The 19,742-nt window shown below is 62.7% G+C and carries 13 protein-coding genes; 9 read left to right on the forward strand and 4 right to left on the reverse strand.

All coding sequences use genetic code 11. The features are described from left to right. Positions 1–91: 91 nt before the first annotated feature. Both IPM54_14950 and IPM54_14955 read right to left on the reverse strand, forming a co-directional pair. Entirely contained in the window at positions 92–2,722 is a 2,631-nt protein-coding gene (locus IPM54_14950) for an AAA family ATPase (GenBank protein ID MBK9261091.1), read from the reverse strand. Positions 2,723–2,832: 110 nt separating this feature from the next. Next, positions 2,833–3,198 carry a hypothetical protein gene (locus tag IPM54_14955; GenBank protein MBK9261092.1) on the reverse strand — a complete coding sequence of 122 codons (366 nt, stop codon included), beginning with the start codon at positions 3,196–3,198 and terminating at the stop codon, positions 2,833–2,835. Between the two features lie 156 nt (positions 3,199–3,354). On the opposite strand from IPM54_14955, the gene grxC reads away from it, so the two are divergent. The 5 genes from grxC to IPM54_14980 all read left to right on the forward strand — a co-directional run bounded on the left by grxC (position 3,355) and on the right by IPM54_14980 (position 10,502). After that, the gene (grxC, locus tag IPM54_14960; protein ID MBK9261093.1) at positions 3,355–3,645 is read left to right on the forward strand and encodes a glutaredoxin 3; all 291 of its coding nucleotides are present in this window, start codon (positions 3,355–3,357) and stop codon (positions 3,643–3,645) included. Positions 3,646–3,823: 178 nt separating this feature from the next. Beyond that, entirely contained in the window at positions 3,824–5,365 is a 1,542-nt protein-coding gene (locus IPM54_14965; GenBank protein ID MBK9261094.1) for a serine/threonine protein kinase, read from the forward strand. Between the two features lie 2 nt (positions 5,366–5,367). Beyond that, positions 5,368–6,759: a hypothetical protein gene (locus tag IPM54_14970; GenBank protein ID MBK9261095.1), complete on the forward strand. Its 1,392-nt coding sequence runs from the start codon at positions 5,368–5,370 to the stop codon at positions 6,757–6,759. A 114-nt stretch (positions 6,760–6,873) separates the two neighbouring features. Further along, a complete protein-coding gene (gene acs / locus IPM54_14975; GenBank protein ID MBK9261096.1) occupies positions 6,874–8,841 on the forward strand; it encodes an acetate--CoA ligase in 1,968 nt (655 codons plus the stop codon). A gap of 134 nt (positions 8,842–8,975) precedes the next feature. Then, positions 8,976–10,502, forward strand: coding sequence for a protein kinase (locus IPM54_14980; GenBank protein ID MBK9261097.1), 1,527 nt, complete (start codon positions 8,976–8,978; stop codon positions 10,500–10,502). Between the two features lie 85 nt (positions 10,503–10,587). Here IPM54_14980 and IPM54_14985 read toward each other — a convergent pair whose 3' ends face one another. Together IPM54_14985 and IPM54_14990 are read right to left on the reverse strand one after the other, a co-directional pair. After that, positions 10,588–11,361, reverse strand: coding sequence for a Stp1/IreP family PP2C-type Ser/Thr phosphatase (locus IPM54_14985; protein MBK9261098.1), 774 nt, complete (start codon positions 11,359–11,361; stop codon positions 10,588–10,590). 128 nt (positions 11,362–11,489) lie between these two features. Next, positions 11,490–12,806 carry a serine protease gene (locus tag IPM54_14990; protein ID MBK9261099.1) on the reverse strand — a complete coding sequence of 439 codons (1,317 nt, stop codon included), beginning with the start codon at positions 12,804–12,806 and terminating at the stop codon, positions 11,490–11,492. 243 nt (positions 12,807–13,049) lie between these two features. Here IPM54_14990 and IPM54_14995 point away from each other — a divergent pair, with 243 nt between their 5' ends. From IPM54_14995 to IPM54_15010, 4 genes are all read left to right on the forward strand, one after another. Then, positions 13,050–13,637 carry a sigma-70 family RNA polymerase sigma factor gene (locus tag IPM54_14995; protein ID MBK9261100.1) on the forward strand — a complete coding sequence of 196 codons (588 nt, stop codon included), beginning with the start codon at positions 13,050–13,052 and terminating at the stop codon, positions 13,635–13,637. A gap of 4 nt (positions 13,638–13,641) precedes the next feature. Beyond that, positions 13,642–18,183, forward strand: a complete 4,542-nt coding sequence (locus tag IPM54_15000; protein ID MBK9261101.1) for a FecR domain-containing protein — start codon at positions 13,642–13,644, stop codon at positions 18,181–18,183. A gap of 82 nt (positions 18,184–18,265) precedes the next feature. Continuing rightward, entirely contained in the window at positions 18,266–18,835 is a 570-nt protein-coding gene (locus IPM54_15005; protein MBK9261102.1) for a hypothetical protein, read from the forward strand. After that, on the forward strand, positions 18,828–19,733 hold the full coding sequence (locus IPM54_15010) for a 3-hydroxyacyl-CoA dehydrogenase family protein (protein ID MBK9261103.1): 906 nt from the start codon (positions 18,828–18,830) through the stop codon (positions 19,731–19,733). Before IPM54_15005 ends, IPM54_15010 begins: the two co-directional genes overlap by 8 nt. The last annotated feature ends 9 nt before the right edge of the window (positions 19,734–19,742 follow it).

Below are 19,742 nucleotides of genomic sequence, written 5' to 3' on the forward strand. Positions count from 1 at the left end.
CAAGCCTCCTTCTTTTCAGGATCTTCGGGAACGCCCCCGGCGTCAATCTTTGGCGACATCCAGAACCGACTGCCGCACTGCGGCGAACGCGTCAGGCCTTCGTGAACTTGAACGAGCCGTCCGTTACCCCGACGTGCACGACCTGCCCCTCGACATAGCCGCCCGACAAAATCGCTTCCGCCAAAGGATTTTGCAGCTCCTTCAAAATCGCTCGCTTCAGCGGACGTGCGCCAAGCGACGGCTCGTACCCCTTGTCCACCAGCAAGTCCTTCGCCGCGGAGTCGAGTTTCACCTTGATTTCACGATCGGCCAGGAGCCGTTCGAGCCGCCGGAGCTGAATGTCGACGATGCCACGCAAGTCCTGCTTCGTCAGCGCCTTGAACACGACGATGTCGTCGATGCGGTTCAAGAACTCCGGTCGGAAAAACCCTTTGAGCTCATCGAAAAGAACATCACGAACCGCGTCGCGCCCGTCCTCCGTCTCCCAGAGCTTCGAGTCGGTATCGAGAATGCGCTTCGATCCGATGTTCGACGTCATGATGACGACGGTGTTCGAAAAGTCGGCCGTTCGGCCACGACCATCGGTGAGCCGTCCGTCGTCGAGGATCTGCAAAAGCAGGTTGAATACGTCGGCGTGAGCTTTCTCGACTTCATCGAAAAGAAGCACGCTGTAGGGCCTGCGCCGTGCCGCTTCCGTGAGAAATCCACCTTGCTCGCTGTCGGCATAACCGGGCGGCGCGCCAATGAGTCGCTGCGCCATGTGCCGCTCCATGAACTCGCTCATGTCGAGCCGCGTGAGCGCTTGTTCATCGTCGAAGAGAAACTCCGCAAGCGCCTTGGCAAGCTCGGTTTTCCCAACACCGCTCGGCCCGAGAAACATGAACGAACCAATGGGTTTGCCCGGGTCCCGAAGACCCACGCGACCTCGCCGCACGGCTTTGGAAATCGCTCGCACGGCTTCGTCCTGACCAACCACTCGATGCGCTAGACGCTCCTCCATCTTGAGGAGTTTTTCGGCTTCACCTTCCAGCATTTTTGCCACGGGAATGCCGGTCCAATCGGCAAGCGTCGCAGCGACGTCGTTCTCGGTGAGCACGTTCGATTGCGTCGATGCGCCCGCGCGTTGAGCGGCTTGCTCCGCTGCTTCGAGACGACGCCGAACCTCCGGTAACGTTACGTGCTCGATCTCCCCAATCTTGGCGTAGTTCTTCTCGCGCTGCGCTTTGGACAATGCCTCGTTGACCGTTCCGAGCTCCTTGCGAAGCGATTGCACCGCCGCGACGACGCCCCGACGCGCAGCCACCTCCGATCGAAGCGCTTGTGCTTTCGGTTCGAGCTCGGCGAGCTCTTTTTCGAGACGACTGCGCGTCTGCACGCTCAGCTTGTCGTCATCGTCCGCAAGCGTGGAGATCTGCGCTTTGAGCGCTTCGACGCGCCGACTCATGGCGTCCACGTCGGCAGGAACTCCATCGACTTCGACACGTTTTCGCGCGCTCGTTTCATCGAGCAAATCGACGGCCGTGTCGGGTAGCGCCCGATCCGACAAGTACCGCTTGGCCAAATGCACGGCAGCGATGATCGCGCTCTCGCCAATTCGCACGCGGTGATGCGCTTCGTATTTCGTCGCAACACCACGAAGGATTTCGGTCGCTTGCTCGATGCTCGGCGGATCCATGTTCACGATGGAAAAGCGCCGAAGAACGGCCTGATCGCGCTCGTTCATCTTGCGCACGCCTTCGGGTGTCGTCGTCGCCAAAATGCGGATCTCGCTGCGCGCGAGCAGCGGCTTCAACAGCTCACCAACACCCGCTCCCTGCACGCCTTGCCCAAAGAGCGCGTCGATGTCTTCGACGACGAGCACCGTCTCGGCATCTTGCACCGCGCGCAGTTTGTCCACCAAAACCTTGAGGCGCTGTTCGATCTCGCCGCGTAGTTTTGCTCCCGCGACGAGCGCTCCCGTGTCGAGCTCGTACAGAAGTGCGCCGGCAAGGTTCGATGGCACGTCACCTCGCGCAATCCGATCGGCAAGCGCTCGAATCAGTGCAGACTTGCCCACGCCGGGCTCACCCACGATGAGCGGATGATTCTTGAATCGACGCTCGAGGATCTGAAGCAGTCGTCGCGCTTCACCATCGCGACCGATGACCGGATCGAATTGCCCTTTGCGTGCTTCGGCAACGAGGTTTCGCGTGTACGCATCGACCGGCGCTGCGGCAGGAGCACCCGCGGAAGAACCGTCCGCTCTCGGTGCTGCGGCGGCTTCTTTCGCAGCTTGTTCGAGCACCGCGAGATGCGGTCGAAATGCACCGGGACCAACGCCGAACGACGAAAGGATTTCGCCCGCTGGACCACGAATCTCTTGTGCGAGCGCATGCAGGAGATGCTCGACTCCCACGCTTTGCGCTTTGTCTCGTTGCGCCTCGCGATCGGCTCGCGCCAGCAAATCCAGAAGCCGCGCATCGACGTACGCCATGCCGCTCGTCGCCTTCGCCTGACGCCTGAGCGACGCTTCCGCGAGCGTCAGAACTTCGCCAGGATCCGCGCCAGCGCGCTTGAACACTTCGGCGACCCCACGGTGCTGCTCGATCAGTCGAACGAGTAGGTGAAGCGGCGAGACTTCGGCGTGTTTCCGATCGTCTGCAAGCTGCTGTGCACCAGCTACGAACTGTCGTGCTTCGTTCGTGAAGCGTTCGAGGTGAATCGTGCCCTCGGTGTCGGCCATGGCTCCGTTTTCTCACCTTGCATGGAGGAGGCGCAAGGGAGGCTAAAACAAGTAGGCTCGACGCGGCGGGATCGCTAGGTTTTCACGCAAGGAATGTGCGGTCGAGATCGCTACGCGCCCGTGCCCGCGACGCGCGTCGCGTCGACTTCGCCCGGTTGTGTCCGCGCAAGGCCCGGTCGCACGCCTTCGGAATCCGCGGCTTCGGCACGCGACGAATCTGCAGCGAGCTCGGCAGCCCATCGCGGATCGACGTCCCAGGTCGGATCAAAGCGCTCTTCGAGCCATTCCGGGTCGAGTTCGTCCGGGTTGAACTCCTCGGCGATCGCTCGCGCTTCGTCGGCGTCGATTCGTCGCGCTCGTTCCGCAAGCAGCGCGTCGGCGTAATCGTAGGAACGCCGAGCAATCTGTGCCGGATCGGAGAGAGCACCGGCGAGCGCGGCGGCAATTTGCACAGCGAATTCATCGCGGAGGTCCATGACGCCGGAAAGTATCCAAGACATTTCGGTCGGGCCAAAATCGTTGGAGGTCCGACGACAATGACGTGCTCACCCGGCGCTGGATCCAGCGTGGCGAGCGCACGTTTCAGCTCCCCCTTGCTGCCCAGCCGCGGGTGCACGACAACGTCGATGGACATGCCCGCTGCCGTCTCGATCTACACGACACCTTGGTGCCCGTATTGCCACCGAGCGAAAGCGCTCTTGTCGCGAAAGGGCGTTTCGTTCGACGAGATCAACGTCGAGGGGCGATACGACTTGCGTCGTTGGCTTTCCAGCACCTCCGGCCAAGACACAGTGCCGCAGGTCTTCATCAACAATCAGCCCGTCGGTGGGTACTCGGACATTTCCAACCTCGATCGATCGGGCAAGCTGGACGCAAAACTCAGCGAACCTCCGCCCGCCGATCTCCCCGCTTTGCCTCGCTAGCTACACAAATCCAGATCTTGTCGAGAACGCTCGCCCCCCGGCGGGCCGTGGTAAACTCGCTACGAGCGGTCGAAGCTTTTGCCGGCTCGATCGTCCATGGGGAGGTCGAGCCCGACGGTTTGTCCAATCCATCGAGGCTTCGTTCGCACACGTCCACCCCAAGCCCTTGCCGTTTTGCATGTCCGCTGCCGACGCTCCGACGCCCTCTGCCCCGACGAGCGACGTTTCGTTCGTTGGTAAGCGCGTGGGCAAGTACGAGATTGTCCGCGTGATCGCGCGTGGCGGCATGGGCACGGTGTACGAAGCTGTCAACACGCACATCGGCAAGCGCGTCGCGATGAAGTTCGTCGACGCGGAGCTGAGCCGCAACAAGGACTCGGTCGCTCGGTTCCAGCGCGAAGCGGAGGCTGCGAGCGCTGTCGAGAGCGGACACATCGTCACGATTTTCGATTCGGGCACGACCGATGACGGGCTGCCGTTTCTCGTGATGGAGCTCTGCCGCGGTGAAGACCTCGGGCATCGCTTGCGCAAGGTTGGCCGTTTGGATCTCGAAGCAGCGCTCGACATCACGGCGCAGATCCTTCGAGGGCTTTGTCGCGCGCACGAAGCGGGCATCGTTCATCGCGATCTGAAGCCGGACAACGTCTTTCTCACCGAGCAGGACGACGGCTCGACGTTCGTCAAAATCTTGGATTTCGGTATTTCGAAGATGCGTCGCGGCACGGGCGCGATCGACAAGACGATCACCAAACAAGGCACCGTACTCGGAACTCCGCATTACATGTCGCCCGAGCAAGCGCAGGCATTGCCGGACGTCGACGAACGCACGGATTTGTGGTCGCTGGGCGCAATTTTGTACGAAGCGCTCACCGGAAAACCACCACACGATGGTCATTCGTACGAACAGGTCATCGTGCACATCTGCACGCAAGACACGCTCGACGTGCGCATGCACAACCCGGGTGTACCCGAAAAACTCGCGGCGTTTCTCGCCAAGGCGTTGAAGCGTGACCGCAACGGGCGTTTCCAAAACGCTCGCGAGATGCTCGAAGCATTGGGCGAAGCTTCCGAAGGGCTGCTTTCTCCACGCGCGCTTCGCGTATCGAGTGGCCGCGGTGCGACATCGACACCTCTACCGAGCAGCTCCACACCAAACGCACAAGACGATCGCAATCCTGCGATCGCGACGGCTCCAACGGTCGACGTGAGCACGGGTGGACCATCACGCGTGGGTTGGTCCACGAGCAGTGGAGCGAGCGGTAACGCGGATCGGCGCCGGATTGCGCTGGGTGCGGTCGCCATGGCGGCGCTCGTCACGCTCGGCATCGTCTTCGTGCCACGACAAACCACGCCGACCACGGTCATCACGCCCACCGCACCCGATGTGGATCAACGTCTGGTGGCTCCACCGGTCGCGCCAGAGCCGCCCGAGGTTGCTCCATCTGGGACAAACCTTGCGGAACAACCGCCAGAGCCGGCGGTGAGCGCGAAAGAGCCGGCGCCGCCGGCGACCGAGCGAAAGCCCGAGCCAAGCAAACCACCGCCGTCGAGCAAGAGCACACCCGTCGGTCGAGACAAACCACTCGCCAGCGCCGCTCCCATTGCGAGTGCGAAGCCGACGGCGACGACAAAAGAGCCAGCGCCACCAGCGACGGCAGAACCGAAACCGACGGCAACGACCCCGCGTGTTGCTCCGCAGCTCAAGCTCAAGGAGGAATGAGCTTGCTGCAACGTTCATGCACCCGTGGTCTCGTTTGCCTGATCGCCCTGTCGATGGGTTGGTCCCCGCCTGCGCTTGCAGAAGACCCGCCCGCACAACTGCCGCCTGCACAATCGCCGCCACCAACGGAACCGTCGAGCGCCGACCTGTACAAGCAGCACATGTCGAATGGCGTGAAGCTGTTCAACGATGAGAACTTCGGCGCAGCGATTGCCGAATTCGAAGCGGCGTATGCCGAACGCCCGCGAGCGAGTCCGCTCGTGAACATCGCGCTTTGCCACAAGAGTTTGTTTCATTATCCGAAGGCCATCGCGGCACTCGAACGAGCGCTCGAGCATCACGGCGACACGATGGAGCCCGAGGATCGTACCGCCGCTGAAACGGCCGTCCGCGAGATGCGTGCGCTACTCGGCTACGTGACGGTGGAAGTGATGCCGTCGCATGCGGTGCTGTACGTCGACGACGAGCGGCTACCTCCGGGTGCGAAGGACAAACCTTTGGCGCTCGGGCCGGGCAAACACCGGATCAGTGCACGCGCGGAAGGTTATGAAAGCGCCGAAGAAGTCGTGACGGTGACGAGCGCCGATCGCGACAAGGTCGTGCGGTTTGCGCTTGCACCGAACATGGGTTGGGTGGTCGTGAAGACGGGCGATCCGGAAATGGCGATCGCCATCGATCAACAGGCTCTCGCGCTCGGTGAATGGGCGGGCCTGGTCGAGCCTGGAACGCATCTCGTGCAGATGTACAAGCCGGGTGGAGCCGAGTACGCGTTTCAAGTGCTCGTCGTGGCGGGCAAAGCGCAGGAGGTTCGTCCGGGCGTGGGTGGCGTTCCGATCGCGTTGCCTCGACCAGAAGCGTTGCCGGTGAAGAAGAAAGCGACGCCTGCGAAGAAGATCGCGAAGCCGCCCGCGCCTCCGCAACGAGGCGTTTATGCGCAAGGCACGGGCGCCGTTTTTTGGATGCCTGGCGAAGACAACGCGGGCGGCATGGTGGGTGCGCGCCTGGGCTATCGAATGAGCACGCCTGCGGCCATCGAGTTGATGTTCGACTACATGAGCGGCCGGATTGCTACAGGCGAAACGTCGACCGTGGTGCTGAATGCGGCGCGGTTTGGCGGAGGCTTTCGCTTGATGAGTCCTGGGCAGAAAGCGCGATTTGTCGCGACGATTGGCGGCGGCCTTGCCTACAAGTGGATCGGGTCCGGAGACAGTCCAGGAGGCGGCGCGTTCGGCAATCTCGATTTGGGTTTCGAATACGATTGGAGCGGCGTTTTGCTCGGTATTGCTGCACAGCAAAGCGTCCTGCTCGGGGGCGCGGACGTCGACGGCGTGGACCTTGCGGATCCTCGTTTCACGTTCGGATTGGGCGTCCGCGTCGGATATGCGTCGTGGTGACGGCTCGGCAGAGTTTGCCCGGTCCGCTCGCGATGTTTGATCGTTGAAACGCGACAACGCTGGTCGTTCGCGTGAAGAGTTCGGTATCCTGCCGGCCCTGTCCTGGGAGGGCGCATGTCGCACGATCCGATCACCAGTTTGTTGAAAGAAACCCGTCGGTTCGACCCACCGGCCGATTTCGTGGCGCAGGCCAAGATCGCATCACGAAAGGCCTACGACGCCCTCTACCGCGAAAGCATCGACGACCCCGATACGTTCTGGCGTCGCGAGACGAAAGATCTCGTCTTCCGCACGACGTGGACACAGACGCTCGACTGGACGTTGCCGCACGCGAAGTGGTTTGTCGGAGCAACCCTCAACATCACCGAGAGTTGTCTCGACAAACACATGAAGACGCCGACGCGCAACAAGGCGGCGATCCTCTGGGAAGGCGAACACGGCGAGACGCGCACGCTCACGTACGCGCAGCTTCATCGCGAAACGTTGCTCTTTGCGGAAGCGCTCGCGAAGCTCGGCGTCGAGAAGGGCGATCGCGTGGCGATCTACATGGGCATGGTGCCCGAAGTCGTCGTTGCGATGCTCGCGTGCGCGCGGCTCGGTGCAGTGCACACGGTCATTTTCGGCGGGTTTGCCGCAGACGCGATTCGTGATCGCGTCGCCGATTGCCAAGCGAAAGTGGTCATCACGCAAGACGGTGGCTACCGGCGCGGACATGTCCTCGAACTCAAGGCCACGGTCGACAGAGCGCTCGCGCAGCCCGAAGCGAAGAGCGTGCAGAAGACCGTCGTGTTCAGGCAGCTTGGAAGCGAGAAGTGCCCCGTGACGATGCACGAAGGACGCGACGTGTGGTGGCACGACATCGTCGATCCCAACGGCCATGCGACACACGAGGCGACCATCGTCGATGCCGAGCATCCGCTGTTCATCCTCTACACGTCGGGATCCACGGGCAAACCCAAGGGCGTTTTGCACACGACCGCCGGATACCTCACGGGCGTGCACGTCACGAGCAAGTACGTCTTCGATCTGCGCGACGACGACGTCTATTGGTGCACGGCGGACGTCGGTTGGGTGACGGGGCACAGCTACATCGTGTACGGCCCGCTCTCGAACGGCGCGACGTGCTTGATGTACGAGGGTGCGCCGAACTTCCCCGATTGGGGCCGCTTCTGGCGCCTCATCGAACGCCACCGCGTGACGATTCTCTACACCGCACCAACGGCGATTCGTGCGTTCATGCGGCAAGGCGAGAGCTGGCCGCAGAAGAGCGATTTGTCATCGCTGAGGCTCCTCGGATCCGTTGGAGAACCAATCAATCCCGAAGCGTGGGTTTGGTATTACAAACACATCGGCGGGGAGCGTTGTCCCATCGTGGACACGTGGTGGCAGACGGAAACGGGGTCGATCATGATGACCACGCTGCCGGGTGCGGCATTCTCGAAGCCAGGTTCCACGGGTTTGCCCTTCTTCGGTGTTCAAGCCGAAGTCGTGCAGAAGAGCGGCGTGCCAGTGAAAGCGAACGAAGGCGGGCTCCTCGTGCTTCGACATCCCTGGCCCTCGATGCTTCGCACCGTGTGGGGCGACGACGATCGCTATCGCAAGCAGTACTGGAGCGACATCGACGGTTGTTACTTCACCGGCGACGGCGCGCGTTGCGACGAAGACGGCTACTTCTGGGTCGTCGGGCGTATCGACGACGTGCTCAACGTTGCGGGTCATCGCATCGGCACGGCGGAAATCGAGAGCACGCTCGTGTCGCATCCAGCCGTTGCGGAAGCAGCCGCCGTGGGTCGTCCGGACGAACTCAAAGGACAAGCGCTCGTGGTCTTCGTTTCGCTGCGCCCGGGCTTTACGCCTGGCTCCGAGCTCGCAACGACGCTGGCCAACCACGTGGGCCAAGAAATTGGAAAGTTCGCGCGGCCCGATCAGATTCGTTTTGCCGATGCACTTCCGAAGACGAGGAGCGGCAAGATCATGCGTCGTCTGCTGAAAGACGTCGCATCTGGGCGCGAGACGACGGGCGACACGTCCACACTCGAAGATCTGGGTGTGCTCGCAAAGCTTCGCGCCGACGAAGAATGATCACACTGGACGCATCTTCTCCGGCCATCCGAGCCGCGGTAGTCTGCGCGCAGACGATCCGATGACCGTCAGGTCTCGGAAATTGAGCATCTCTTTCGCGATGGGTGGATAATCCAAAGCTCGAGGCGCGTGCGTTGGACATCCTGCCGGGCACCATCGTTGCAAACCGTTACCGGATCACCGGCCAGCTTGGTCGTGGCGGAATGGGCGAGGTGTTTGCTGCGGAAAACACCCGCACCGGTCGGCCCGTAGCCATCAAGCTGCTTCATGCCGATGCCAAGACGAAGGCTTCATCGGTCGAACGCTTCCGTCGCGAAGCGCGCGCGTCGGGGTCGATCAACAGCGACTACGTTACGCAAGTGCTCGATGTCGACGACGATCCCAACTACGGCATCGTTCTCGTCTTCGAGCTGCTCGAAGGGGAAAGTCTCATCGATCGCTTGAAGCGAACGGGGCCGATTCCGTTCGACGAGCTGCATGCGATCATCGAGCAGGTTTGGATGGGTTTGGCCGATGCACATCGCGTCGGCATCATTCATCGCGACCTCAAACCATCGAACGTGTTTCTCGAACGCCGTCCCGATGGATCGACACGCGTGAAGATCCTCGACTTCGGCATCTCGAAGCTCCCCAAGACCATGGAAGGCGAAACGCTGACCGAGATGGGGCAAAGCCTCGGCACGTTTTCGTTCATGCCGCCCGAACAGATCGGCAAGGCCAAGACGGTCGATCATCGAGCAGACATCTACGCATGCACGACGTTGATCTATCAGTCGCTCACGGGGCAGCTTCCGTACATCGCGAAGAACGTGCTGGTGATGGTCGAGCAGAAGGCGAAGATGCCACCACGCACGGTCGCGGAAGCGCTCGAGGAACCTGTCGATCCAAGGCTCGAAGCGTTCATGGCCAAAGGATTGGCGCGCGACGTGAACGAGCGGTTTCAATCGGCCGGCGAAGCACTTGCTGCATGGCGTGAGCTGATGCAGCGAACGTCGAATCCGATGCGAGCGAGCGCTGCGCCTGCACCGCAACCTCCGCCGGTGTGGTCGCAATCTTCATCGTCCGCGCCGCTCGTGCGCCCTCCGCCGCCCGTCGATATTTCGACGCGCAACGATCAGCGACCGATGGGTCCGCCGATCTACAACGAGGCCACGACGGACGACGTCGTCGCCACGGTAGCCATGCCGCGGGCGCGTCTCTTGCCCACTGCGCCGGCTGCGACAAACCCCGCGCCGACGACTCCGCCGGCGACGTCCTACGCGCCACGGGAAAACCTAGCAGCCACCATCGCGATGCCGATAACGAGCGGTCCTGCAGGTGGTTATGCGGGCGCATCGGGGTCGGGCACCTACGGTGTGGCGCAGCCGCCGACGAACACTCCGGTTCCGTACGCGCATCCGAGCGCCGCACAGCCTGGGTATGCGAATCCTCCGCAAGCACAAGGCGTGGGTGGGTATCCGCAGCAGGGATGGCCGGGGAATGCTCCGCCAAACTCTGGACAATGGCGTCAGCAAACGGGTCCGAGCATGCCCGCAGCCGTCGAGCCAACGGCTGTGGAGTTGCCGCAGAAGCGCCCCATTCCGTTCCTGTTTTGGGGGATATTGGCCGCGCTACTCGGGTTCGCGATCGTCGGCGTCGTGTTGTACTTGACCCGGTCGTGAGCACGTCACGCGGATTCTCGAGACGTAGCAGTTCGTCGTAACGAACGTTTCGCGTGGCGCGCGACGTGGACGACTGACTGAGCGGTCAGTGTGTCCAGCGAACGACGACGCACGTGACGTTGTCGGGTCCGCCGTTTTCGTTGGCGCGTTCGATGAGCTTCGCTGCGGCCGTGGTGATGTCCGGATATTTCCCTAGGATTTCGGCGATCTCGGGGTCACTCACCGGCCCAGACAAACCGTCGGAGCAGAGCACGTACGTGTCGTTGACGGCGGGTACTTCGAAGCGCGTATCGACCTTGACGGTCTCCTTCATGCCGAGCGCGCGAACGATGACGTTCTTGTGCGGGAAGTTCGCGATTTCCTCGGGCGTGAGGCGCTTCATCTTGATGTAGTCGTTGAGCAGCGAGTGGTCTTCGGTGAGGCACTCGAGCTTCGAATCGCGGTAGCGATAGACGCGGCTGTCGCCGACGTGCGCGATGTAAACGCCATCATTCGCCGTGAAAATGCCGACGAACGTCGTGCCCATGCCGCGTTTTTTCGATTCGCGTTGCGCCGTTTCGTAGATGCGCAAATTGGCGAGCTTGATGCCCGTGATCAGACGATTTTCTTCGTAGCCCTTCGAGCGGTCCATCTTGTAGGGCCACGTGCGCTCGGGATCGTCTTGGGTCTGCGCGAAGAACTCCTGCATCGAGTCGACTGCCATCTTCGATGCGACTTCGCCCGAAGCATGACCACCCATTCCATCGGCAACGATGAACAGGCCATACTCCGTCATGATCGCGAAGTTGTCCTCGTTATGGTTGCGCTTGCGGCCGACGTTCGTTTCGCCGGCTACCTCAATTCGAAGCTGTTGAGCCACGGTTCACCAATTGTAGAGGACTTGGGCCGCTCGAATTCCTTGATGAGCGGTTCTTGCATCGTCTGGATCGTTCGTCGGTGTGTCAACGGGGATCCAACAACTGAAAGCGGCTCCACGCAAGATGCGTGTTATCGCCTGCGTTCCATGAGGTCGGTCCTGGGGCGACCCGGTGTGCCAGGTGCCGGTTCGCCAAGGGTTGGCAGTTCGGCTTGCACAGGCGGGGTCGTGGGAGTCGCGCGAGGATCGGGGGCTTGTCGAAGAAGCACGGTGACTTGACGGTATTTGCCTTGACCAAACACCAAGAGCGGCACTTTCTCGCCGACCGCGTGCGTACGAATGGCTTCGGCAAGCGTTTCGGGTGACGTCACGGGCACGCCATCGACCGCGACGATCATGTCACTGACCGATGCGTCACCTGCCAAGAGTTTCGCTTCGGCCGCAGGACTATCCGGCTGGACGCTCTCGATGCGAACACCTTTCGCGACGCTGCCGATCTCGGCAACGCCTTGAATGCCGAGCCATGCCGAAGGAGCAACTGCCGTCGCAGGTACGCTTTTCAAAAACGAACGAACCGCGGTGATTGGAACGCCAAACGCGACGGGTGTGCAGGGTCGACCTTCGTTCGGCATGCAGCCTCGAGCAAGCATCGCAACGACGCGCCCGTCCTCGTCGATGATGGGAGCTCCAAGGTCGAGCGGTGAAACGCGAGCTCCGAGCTCGAATGCGTTGGGCAAGGTGGCGTCATCGGCGCCGAGCAAGGTGCGCCTGCCACGAATGACCATCTGCGTGGGTGCAAGTTTGCCGCGAACTGCCGAGAACGAACGAATCGTTGCGTCTTGCCGAACGGGGTCTTTCGTCGATGCGACGAGTCCTTCGGTCCACCTGCCGGATTGAGGAACGAGGAAGGCGAGGTCCCAGACGCGGTCGTGATGGCCGAGTTTGGCACGAACAACCTTGCCATCGGCAAACCGAACGTCGATGTCGTTGCCGGAGCCAAGAGGAGAAAGCGCGGTGAGGACGCGACCGTCACCAGCGAGCGCTGCACCGAGCGCGATGGGTTGTCCGGCGCGTTCGATGACGACGATGCCTCGAAGCGCCTTTTCTTCCACGGAGGGACCTTTGGGCGCTGCTGGAGCTGCAGGAGGCTCGGCTTGGCGAGGCGCAGGGAGCGCTGCGGGTGGCGGCGCGATGGGAGCCGTATGCGCTGCGGGAAGCGGCGGAATTGCGCGGCGCACGGGCTGCGGTTGCGTTCGCGGAGGCAACTGGGGAGGAGCGACGGGGGCTTGCGCAAAAGCAGGAGCAGCGATGCCAAGGGACAGCGTGGCGAGGGTGACAGCCGTCCACAACCGTTGACGATGATTCACGCCTCGGGTGTGACCGCGTGCAGGGTTCGATTCGGAGTAAGAGGCAGAAGCAGCGGCGGCGGGGTCGATGTTTTTCGTCATGGGGCGCTCCTCGAAGCTCGTCGACCGAGATCTTGGCTAGCTCGATGATGTAGCGTGACAGGGGGTCTTGCAAAGGTCGCGCCGACGTTGGGCGCGCTCGGCCTGTGCGAAATCGCGATCGCCCTTCCAAGGCGGCGAGCTTTGGGGGCGATGCCGTTCGTTGGACGGAGGAGTTCGAAATTCGCTTCCCGGCTTGGTCACAAAAGAGGAGCACCCGGCAACATGGCGCGCGAAGAGGCAATCATGGCCCCGGCATTGGCACGTGCAGAAACGCTGAGTGAGGAGAAGTCGGTCGCGGACGAAGCACGCGCCATCGAAGAGCTGATCGCGGCGGGAGACTACCGCGAAGCGCTCGCACGGTGCGCTCGAGCATATGCAGCGCCGATAGGACGACTCTGCATGGCCTTCACCGGCTCACAAGCCGACAGTGAAGAGCTCGTGCAGGAAACGTTGGTCGCTGCGTATCACGCGTTTCCGACGTACCGGGCCGAAGGCAGCGTACGCGCGTTTCTGTACGGAATCGCGCGGCGACTGTGTGGACGGTACACCGAGACGCAGGCGCGTCAGAAGGCACGCCTGCACCTCGTGCACGACGCATCGGCGTCGCGTACCGACGCGGGCGACTTGGCGCTCGAAAAAGAGCGCGCTCGTCGTGCACGCGAAGCGCTCGCGAAGCTCAAGCCGAGCGAGCGTGAGGCCGTGGTGCTTCGTTACGACGCCGAGCTTGGCTTTCGCGAGCTGGCTTTGGCGTGTGGCATCGACGAGGCGACGGCGCGTAAGCGCGTAAGCCGCGCCCTTGCGCGTTTGCGCGCGGAAATCGGCGAGGAATGAAGCGATGAGCACGACCGAGACAAACCAGGATCGACTCTGCCGAGAAGTCGAAGAACGCATGACCGAGGTGCTCGACGGCACGGCGCCGCGCGAGCTGACCGATCACATCGCCGATTGCGACGCTTGCCGAGACACGCGTTACGAAGCCGAACGCGCTGCAAGCATCGTGGGCAAAGCGGGCGCCGACTTCCATGCCGACGCAGGGTTTGCCGATCGCATCCTCGCGCGCATCGACGTGGACAAACTCCCCGCGCCCACAGCATCCGTCCCCCGCAGCCTCACGTCCGCATCATCGAGCACGACCGCAAGCACGCCGACGAGCATCACGGCGAGCAAGCCTGAATCGTCGTCGAAAAGCGCAGATGCTCCGACGAGCTCGGAGAAGGTCAGCGAACGAGCGGCCATCGAGTCAGCGAAGACCGAGCTCGCGATGCCCGCACGTCACGACACGCTGCCATCCGAAACGACCGCGTCGACTGAGCCGAGCGAATCGGGTGCGTCGCGACCAACCGGCACGCTCGTCGATTCGGCGGCGCCTGCACGAGCGGTCACGCAGCCGGAAGCACCCGCATCGGTCGAACGTCCGAAGAAGGCGGCCGAGAAGGCTCCCGAAAAACCGAAGGCTGCAGCGAGTGCCAAGGTCATCCCGCTGTTTCGACGTCCGAAGATCGTCGCGGGTGTGCTCGGCACGCTTGCCGCAGCGGCAGCCGTCGGGTTTTATTTGAAAAACCCCAGCGACAAACGCACGACCGATACGCCTCGCGTCGCGGAAGCCGTTTGGACGGGCAAGGTCGAGTCGGTGTCACGGGCATCGGCAGACAAGACGGGAGGCCTCGAAGCTTGCGATGCGAGCAACCGGTGCTGGCCGCTCGCTGCGGGCAAGGAAGTGAAGGGCGGAACGACGCTGCGCACGGATGCGCGCACGCGAGCATACGTGTCGCTCGCGGATGGTTCGGTGCTCGCGCTCGATCGTGGTTCGTCCGTGTCGATCCAAGAAGGCAAGGATCGCGTCGCGAAGGTCGAGTCAGGGGCGATCGTTGCCGACGTTGCGTGGATCAAGGGTGCGACTCCGGCACGTTTCGCATTCGGAACGGGCGAAGTCGAAGTGCTCGGCACGAAGCTCATGCTGACGGCAAATAACGATCGCGCGAGCGTGGAAGTTGCTCGAGGCACCGTGCGCGTGCGCCCGTCGTCCGGGAAGTGGACGGAAGTGCGCGCGGGTGAAGAAGCAACGATCGAACGTGGCCGAGAGCCCGTCGTTGCGAGCTCGGCAAGCGTCGCAGACTCGATGGAGTGGAGCGATCGTTCGCCGGAAGAGCTGGACGCTCCCGTGCTGCGTGGCGTAGGTGAGCTCCGCGCGCGCAAACCGGGACAAACGACGGAGAAGGACCGCGCGGTTCGTCTTGCCAAACATTCGGTCAAGGTGCGCGTGGTCGATGTCGTCGCTCGAACGGAGATCGACGAAACGTTCACGAACGACACGGACGAGGAGCTCGAAGGGATCTATCGCTTCCCGCTTCCACCTGGCGCGCAGATCGAACGGCTGGCGCTCGAAGTGGACGGCAAGTTGATGGAAGGCGCGTTCGTCGATCGAGACAAGGGCGCAGCCATTTGGCGCGGCGTGATTCAGAACGCGGCGCCGAAGACGCCGAAGCCGCGTGAAGAGATCATTTGGGTGCCTGGTCCATGGCGCGATCCGGCGCTGCTCGAATGGCAACGTGGCGGTCGGTTTGAGCTCAAAATATTCCCGATTCCGCGAAAAGGCTCTCGACGTGTCGTGCTCGCTTACACGCAGACTGTGGAGCAAGCAGCAGGCGTTCGACGCTTCACGTACCCACTTGCGCACGATCCGAGCGGCACGACGAAGATCGATGCGTTCGACCTCGACCTGCAAGTGATCGGTCACGACAAATCGTTTGGGATCCAAACACGTGGATACGAGCTTGCAACGGCAGGCGGAGATCCCACGGGCGATCGGCGCACGTTCCAGGCAAATCAGTTCGTTCCCGCGGGTGATCTGACGGTCGAGTACGCGCTTCCCGATCGGGATCGCGAAGCCACGGCATGGGCGTACCGCATGGATTCCACGGCGGGGCTCGAACCGGAAAAACCCGTCGATGGACCTGCGGTAACGAAGGCGAAAACGACCGAGGAAAAGGAAGCGGCGGAAGCTGCAAAAGCCATCGCGTTCGATTCGTCGCCGTACGTCGCCATCGCCGTCAGGCCAAAGCTTCCGCGTTGGCAAGAAGCGAAAGAGCGCGTGCATGCCATCGTGGTCGATACGAGCCGTTCGATGGTGGGTGAACGTTTCGCGCGAGCGACGCGATTGGCCTCGACGATCGTTCGCGAAATGGATCGGCGCGACACGTTCGTCGTGCTCGCATGCGACACCGTATGCAAGCCGATGACGACCGACGGCCGCACATCAATCCCGTCGCCGTCGGCACCGGGAGCTGCCGCTGCTGGTGAAGTCGAACGGTTCCTCGGCAGCATCGAACCGGATGGTGGCAGCGACATGTCGGCAGCCGCGAGCGCTGCACGTAGCGCCGTCGGTAGTTTGGGCAGCAAAGAATTGCGCATCATCTACCTCGGCGATGGCACGCCCACGGTTGGTCCCACACGCGCATCGCACATCGAGGCGGGCGTGCGCAGCTCGATGCCCGCGAGCGGCGCATCGATCGTCGCCGTTGCGCTCGGTGCCGATGCCGACATGACGTCACTCGGCGCGCTCGCACGCGGTGGCGGTGGCGTCGTCATTCCTTATGTGCCCGGACAAAAGGTTTCTTCCGCGGCGCTCGACGTTCTTTCGGCCGCGTACGGTGTGACGCTGCGCGATCCAGAGATCGAGCTGCCGCCCGGACTCACGCAGATAACGCCGTCGCGCATGGACCCCATTCGCGCCGGTGGAGAAACGTTTGTCGTGGCACGCATGTCGGCTGGCGACTCGATCGATGGATCGATCAAGCTTCGTGGGCGCGTATCAGACGAGCGGTTCGAACAGACGTACCCGATCAAGATCCTCGCCTCGACGAGCTCCGGCAACGCGTTCGTTCCGCGGCTGTACGCAGCAGCGAAGATCGCGGAGCTGGAACGCACGGGTGGCCAAGCGAGCAAGCTGGCGGCGATCGAGCTGTCGAAACGGTTCGCGGTCGCGAGTCGTTTCACGTCGCTGCTCGTGCTCGAAAGCGAAGCCATGATGAACGCCTTCGGCCTCGAACGAACGCGCCTCGCTCCCTCGTTCACGGGTGAAGTCGGTGCGCAAAGCTCGACGGCGGACGCGGACAACGAAGCGCAACTCGACGAGGAAGCGAAGAAGGAGGCCGAAAGCGCCGGTCCGCTCGGCGGTGCTGACGTGGCAAGCGGCACGGGCAACGGCTACGGGGCCGGCGCCGGCGTACTGGGTGGTGCTGGTGGGCCATTCCCTGCTCCCACGACGGCATCACCTGCTCCAGCCAAACCGTCGATGAACGCTGAGCCAAGAGCACCCGCGGCAGAAGTTCCGGGAGACGCATTCGAACAAGCTCCACGACCTGCGCCGAAGACGCGACGTAGCGTCGACGATGCCGACCCCTGGGGCGCACCTTCTCGAGACTGGGGACGACGCCGACGCCTCGTCCCCATGAAGAAGATCTTTGAACGCAAAGCATCGTTCGAAGCGACGAACACGCTTGCTGCTCAAAATGCTTCCAAGCTGCTTCTCGCGGAGAACACGCTTGCTGCAACGCCGGACAGCCGTGACAAGACGATCGACTTGTTCGCGCTGTACTCGACGTCGGGTCGCATCGGTGAAGCGCAGGAACTAACGTCGAAATGGGCCAGCCGCGACGCGCTCGATCCGGATGCTCTACTCGCACGATCCGATCTCGCTGCGCGGCAAGGCGATCGCGAACGAGCCATTCGCATCCTCGGCGGCCTCGTCGATGTTCGTCCGGGCGATCGCACGATGCAGACGCGGTTGGCCGAATTGCACGAAGCTGCAGGCAACCGAGCTCTTGCGTGCGAACACCGCATCGCTTTGGCTGATATGGCGTCGGACGACGCGAAGCTCGTAGCCGAAGCGATCCGTTGTGCAAACGCGCTTGGCATGACGGATCTCGCGAGCCTCTTGAGGCTCGACGCAAGCGCTCCCGTGCGCACGGCGATCGACAAGTTGCTCGCACAACCCGCGCCCATCACGAATGCGGTCGTTCGTGGCGACATACAAGTCAGCGCCGAATGGACGGGTGGCGTGGACCTCGACATCGGCCTCATCGACTCGAAGGGTCGCCGAACTTCGTGGCTCGGCGCAGGCGGCAAGGCGCTCGTGAGCGCACGTGATGCAACCAGCACGCGCGCCGAGACGATCGGGCTGACGGGTGCGTTGTCGGGCAGTTACATCATCGAAGTGGCGCGGGCAGACGGCGCCGATGCAAACGTTCCGGTCCGCGGTGAACTGACCCTCAAACTCGCGGGCGAAACGCGCAAGGTTCCCTTCTTGCTCACGGGCGCACGTGCCGAAGTTGGAACGATGCGCGTCTTCTTCACCTCGCGGCTCGTTCCCCTCTGATCATCGCCTCTGGTCGTAGAAGGGCCGCCGATCGCGCGGCGCCCATGGACTTTGCGCCCGAAGTGGGGCATCTCCATCGGCCATGAGCGCTGCGCACGACGCCCACGCGGAAGCATCCGCCGCCCATCACGACGCCCACGATCACTTCGACAACGAACCTGCCACCGAGCTCGCGCCCGACGAACCTCGCACGCCGAGCTGGATTCCGTACCTCGGCATCGCCTTGTTCTTCACGGCTGGCACTGCATGCCTGCTGTGTGCAGACTCGGACAAACCCGAAGGCGAAAAAGCCGTCGCTGCTGCACCGCAAGCGCAACCGACGCCTCCGCCTGCCGCAACGCCCGCTGTGGCGCCCAACCTACGGCCAGCCGCAGCAATGCCACTCCAGCCGGGTCAGCCCACCGCGCCGAATGCGCTGAAGCAACTGTCGCCCGACCAAGCGAAGGAGCTTCAGAAGTTGATCGAGCAACGGCGAGCGCAGCAGCCCAATCTCAACGTCGACGCTGCTCGCCCCGCACCACAACCGGTTGCACCACCGCAACCCGCTGCACAACCCGCACCAGCGAAGCAACCCGCTGCTGCACCGCAACCGGCACCGCGACCCCAACCGGCACCGGCAGCTCCGCCCAAGAAAGCGGACGACTATGAGTGACGAAAGCAAGGGCTTGCTTGCCTCGATCAAGCGCGTCGTCGTGCTCGGCTCGGGCACGATGGGCCAAGGCATTGCCCAAGTCACCGCCCAGGCAGGGTTTGTCACGCACGTCTACGACGTCGATGCCTCACGCGCCGCGAAAGCCATCGAGAACATCAAGGCTGCGACCGACAAACTCGTGCAAAAAGGCAAAATGCTAAACGAGACGCGCAGCGAGCTCATTGGCGCGCTCGTACCGACGTCGGATATCGCTCGCGCATGCGCCGACGTCGATCTCGTCATCGAGTCTGTGCCGGAACAGATGGAGCTCAAAGTAAATTTGCTCCGTGAGGTCAAAGCACTCACGCGCCCAGAGACCATCTTGGGGACGAACACGTCGAGCCTGTCGATCACCGAAATCGGCACTCGCGTGGGCGCCGCGAATCGAACGATCGGCCTGCATTTCTTCAACCCACCGCCGGTGATGGAGCTGCTCGAGATCGTGCGCGGTTTGGGCACGGATGAAGCAACGCTCTCGACGTGCAGCGCGGTCGCCAAGCGCCTCGGAAAAACGGCCATCATCGTGAACGACATGCCCGGCTTCGCAACGAGCCGCCTGGGTGTCGTCATCGGCGCCGAAGCCATGCGCATGCTGGAAACGGGTGTCGCATCGGTGGAGGACATCGACCGAGCGATGGAGCTTGGTTACCGGCACCCGATGGGGCCGCTCAAGCTCACCGATCTCGTGGGTCTCGACGTGCGCTTGATGATCCTCGAGCACCTGCACCGCGAGATTGGCGAACAGTTCCGCCCGCCGGCGATTCTTCGGCAAATGGTTCGCGCCGGGAAACTCGGCAAGAAGTCCGGCGAAGGGTTTTATCGCTGGACCGAAAGCGGTCCGGTTCCAACGAAGCGCTGAAAACACGAA

The sequence above is a fragment of the Polyangiaceae bacterium genome (assembly GCA_016715885.1).
In the GTDB taxonomy this organism is placed as follows: Bacteria; Myxococcota_A; Polyangia; order Polyangiales; family Polyangiaceae; genus Polyangium.

Excerpts from the sequence above, each read along its gene's own strand:
- IPM54_14950 (MBK9261091.1), bottom strand. The coding sequence starts at position 2,722 with ATGGCCGACACCGAGGGCACGATTCACCTCGAACGCTTCACGAACGAA.
- IPM54_14955 (MBK9261092.1), bottom strand. The coding sequence starts at position 3,198 with ATGGACCTCCGCGATGAATTCGCTGTGCAAATTGCCGCCGCGCTCGCC.
- grxC (MBK9261093.1), top strand. The coding sequence starts at position 3,355 with ATGCCCGCTGCCGTCTCGATCTACACGACACCTTGGTGCCCGTATTGC.
- IPM54_14965 (MBK9261094.1), top strand. The coding sequence starts at position 3,824 with ATGTCCGCTGCCGACGCTCCGACGCCCTCTGCCCCGACGAGCGACGTT.
- acs (MBK9261096.1), top strand. The coding sequence starts at position 6,874 with ATGTCGCACGATCCGATCACCAGTTTGTTGAAAGAAACCCGTCGGTTC.
- IPM54_14990 (MBK9261099.1), bottom strand. The coding sequence starts at position 12,806 with ATGACGAAAAACATCGACCCCGCCGCCGCTGCTTCTGCCTCTTACTCC.
- IPM54_14995 (MBK9261100.1), top strand. The coding sequence starts at position 13,050 with ATGGCCCCGGCATTGGCACGTGCAGAAACGCTGAGTGAGGAGAAGTCG.
- IPM54_15000 (MBK9261101.1), top strand. The coding sequence starts at position 13,642 with ATGAGCACGACCGAGACAAACCAGGATCGACTCTGCCGAGAAGTCGAA.
- IPM54_15005 (MBK9261102.1), top strand. The coding sequence starts at position 18,266 with ATGAGCGCTGCGCACGACGCCCACGCGGAAGCATCCGCCGCCCATCAC.
- IPM54_15010 (MBK9261103.1), top strand. The coding sequence starts at position 18,828 with ATGAGTGACGAAAGCAAGGGCTTGCTTGCCTCGATCAAGCGCGTCGTC.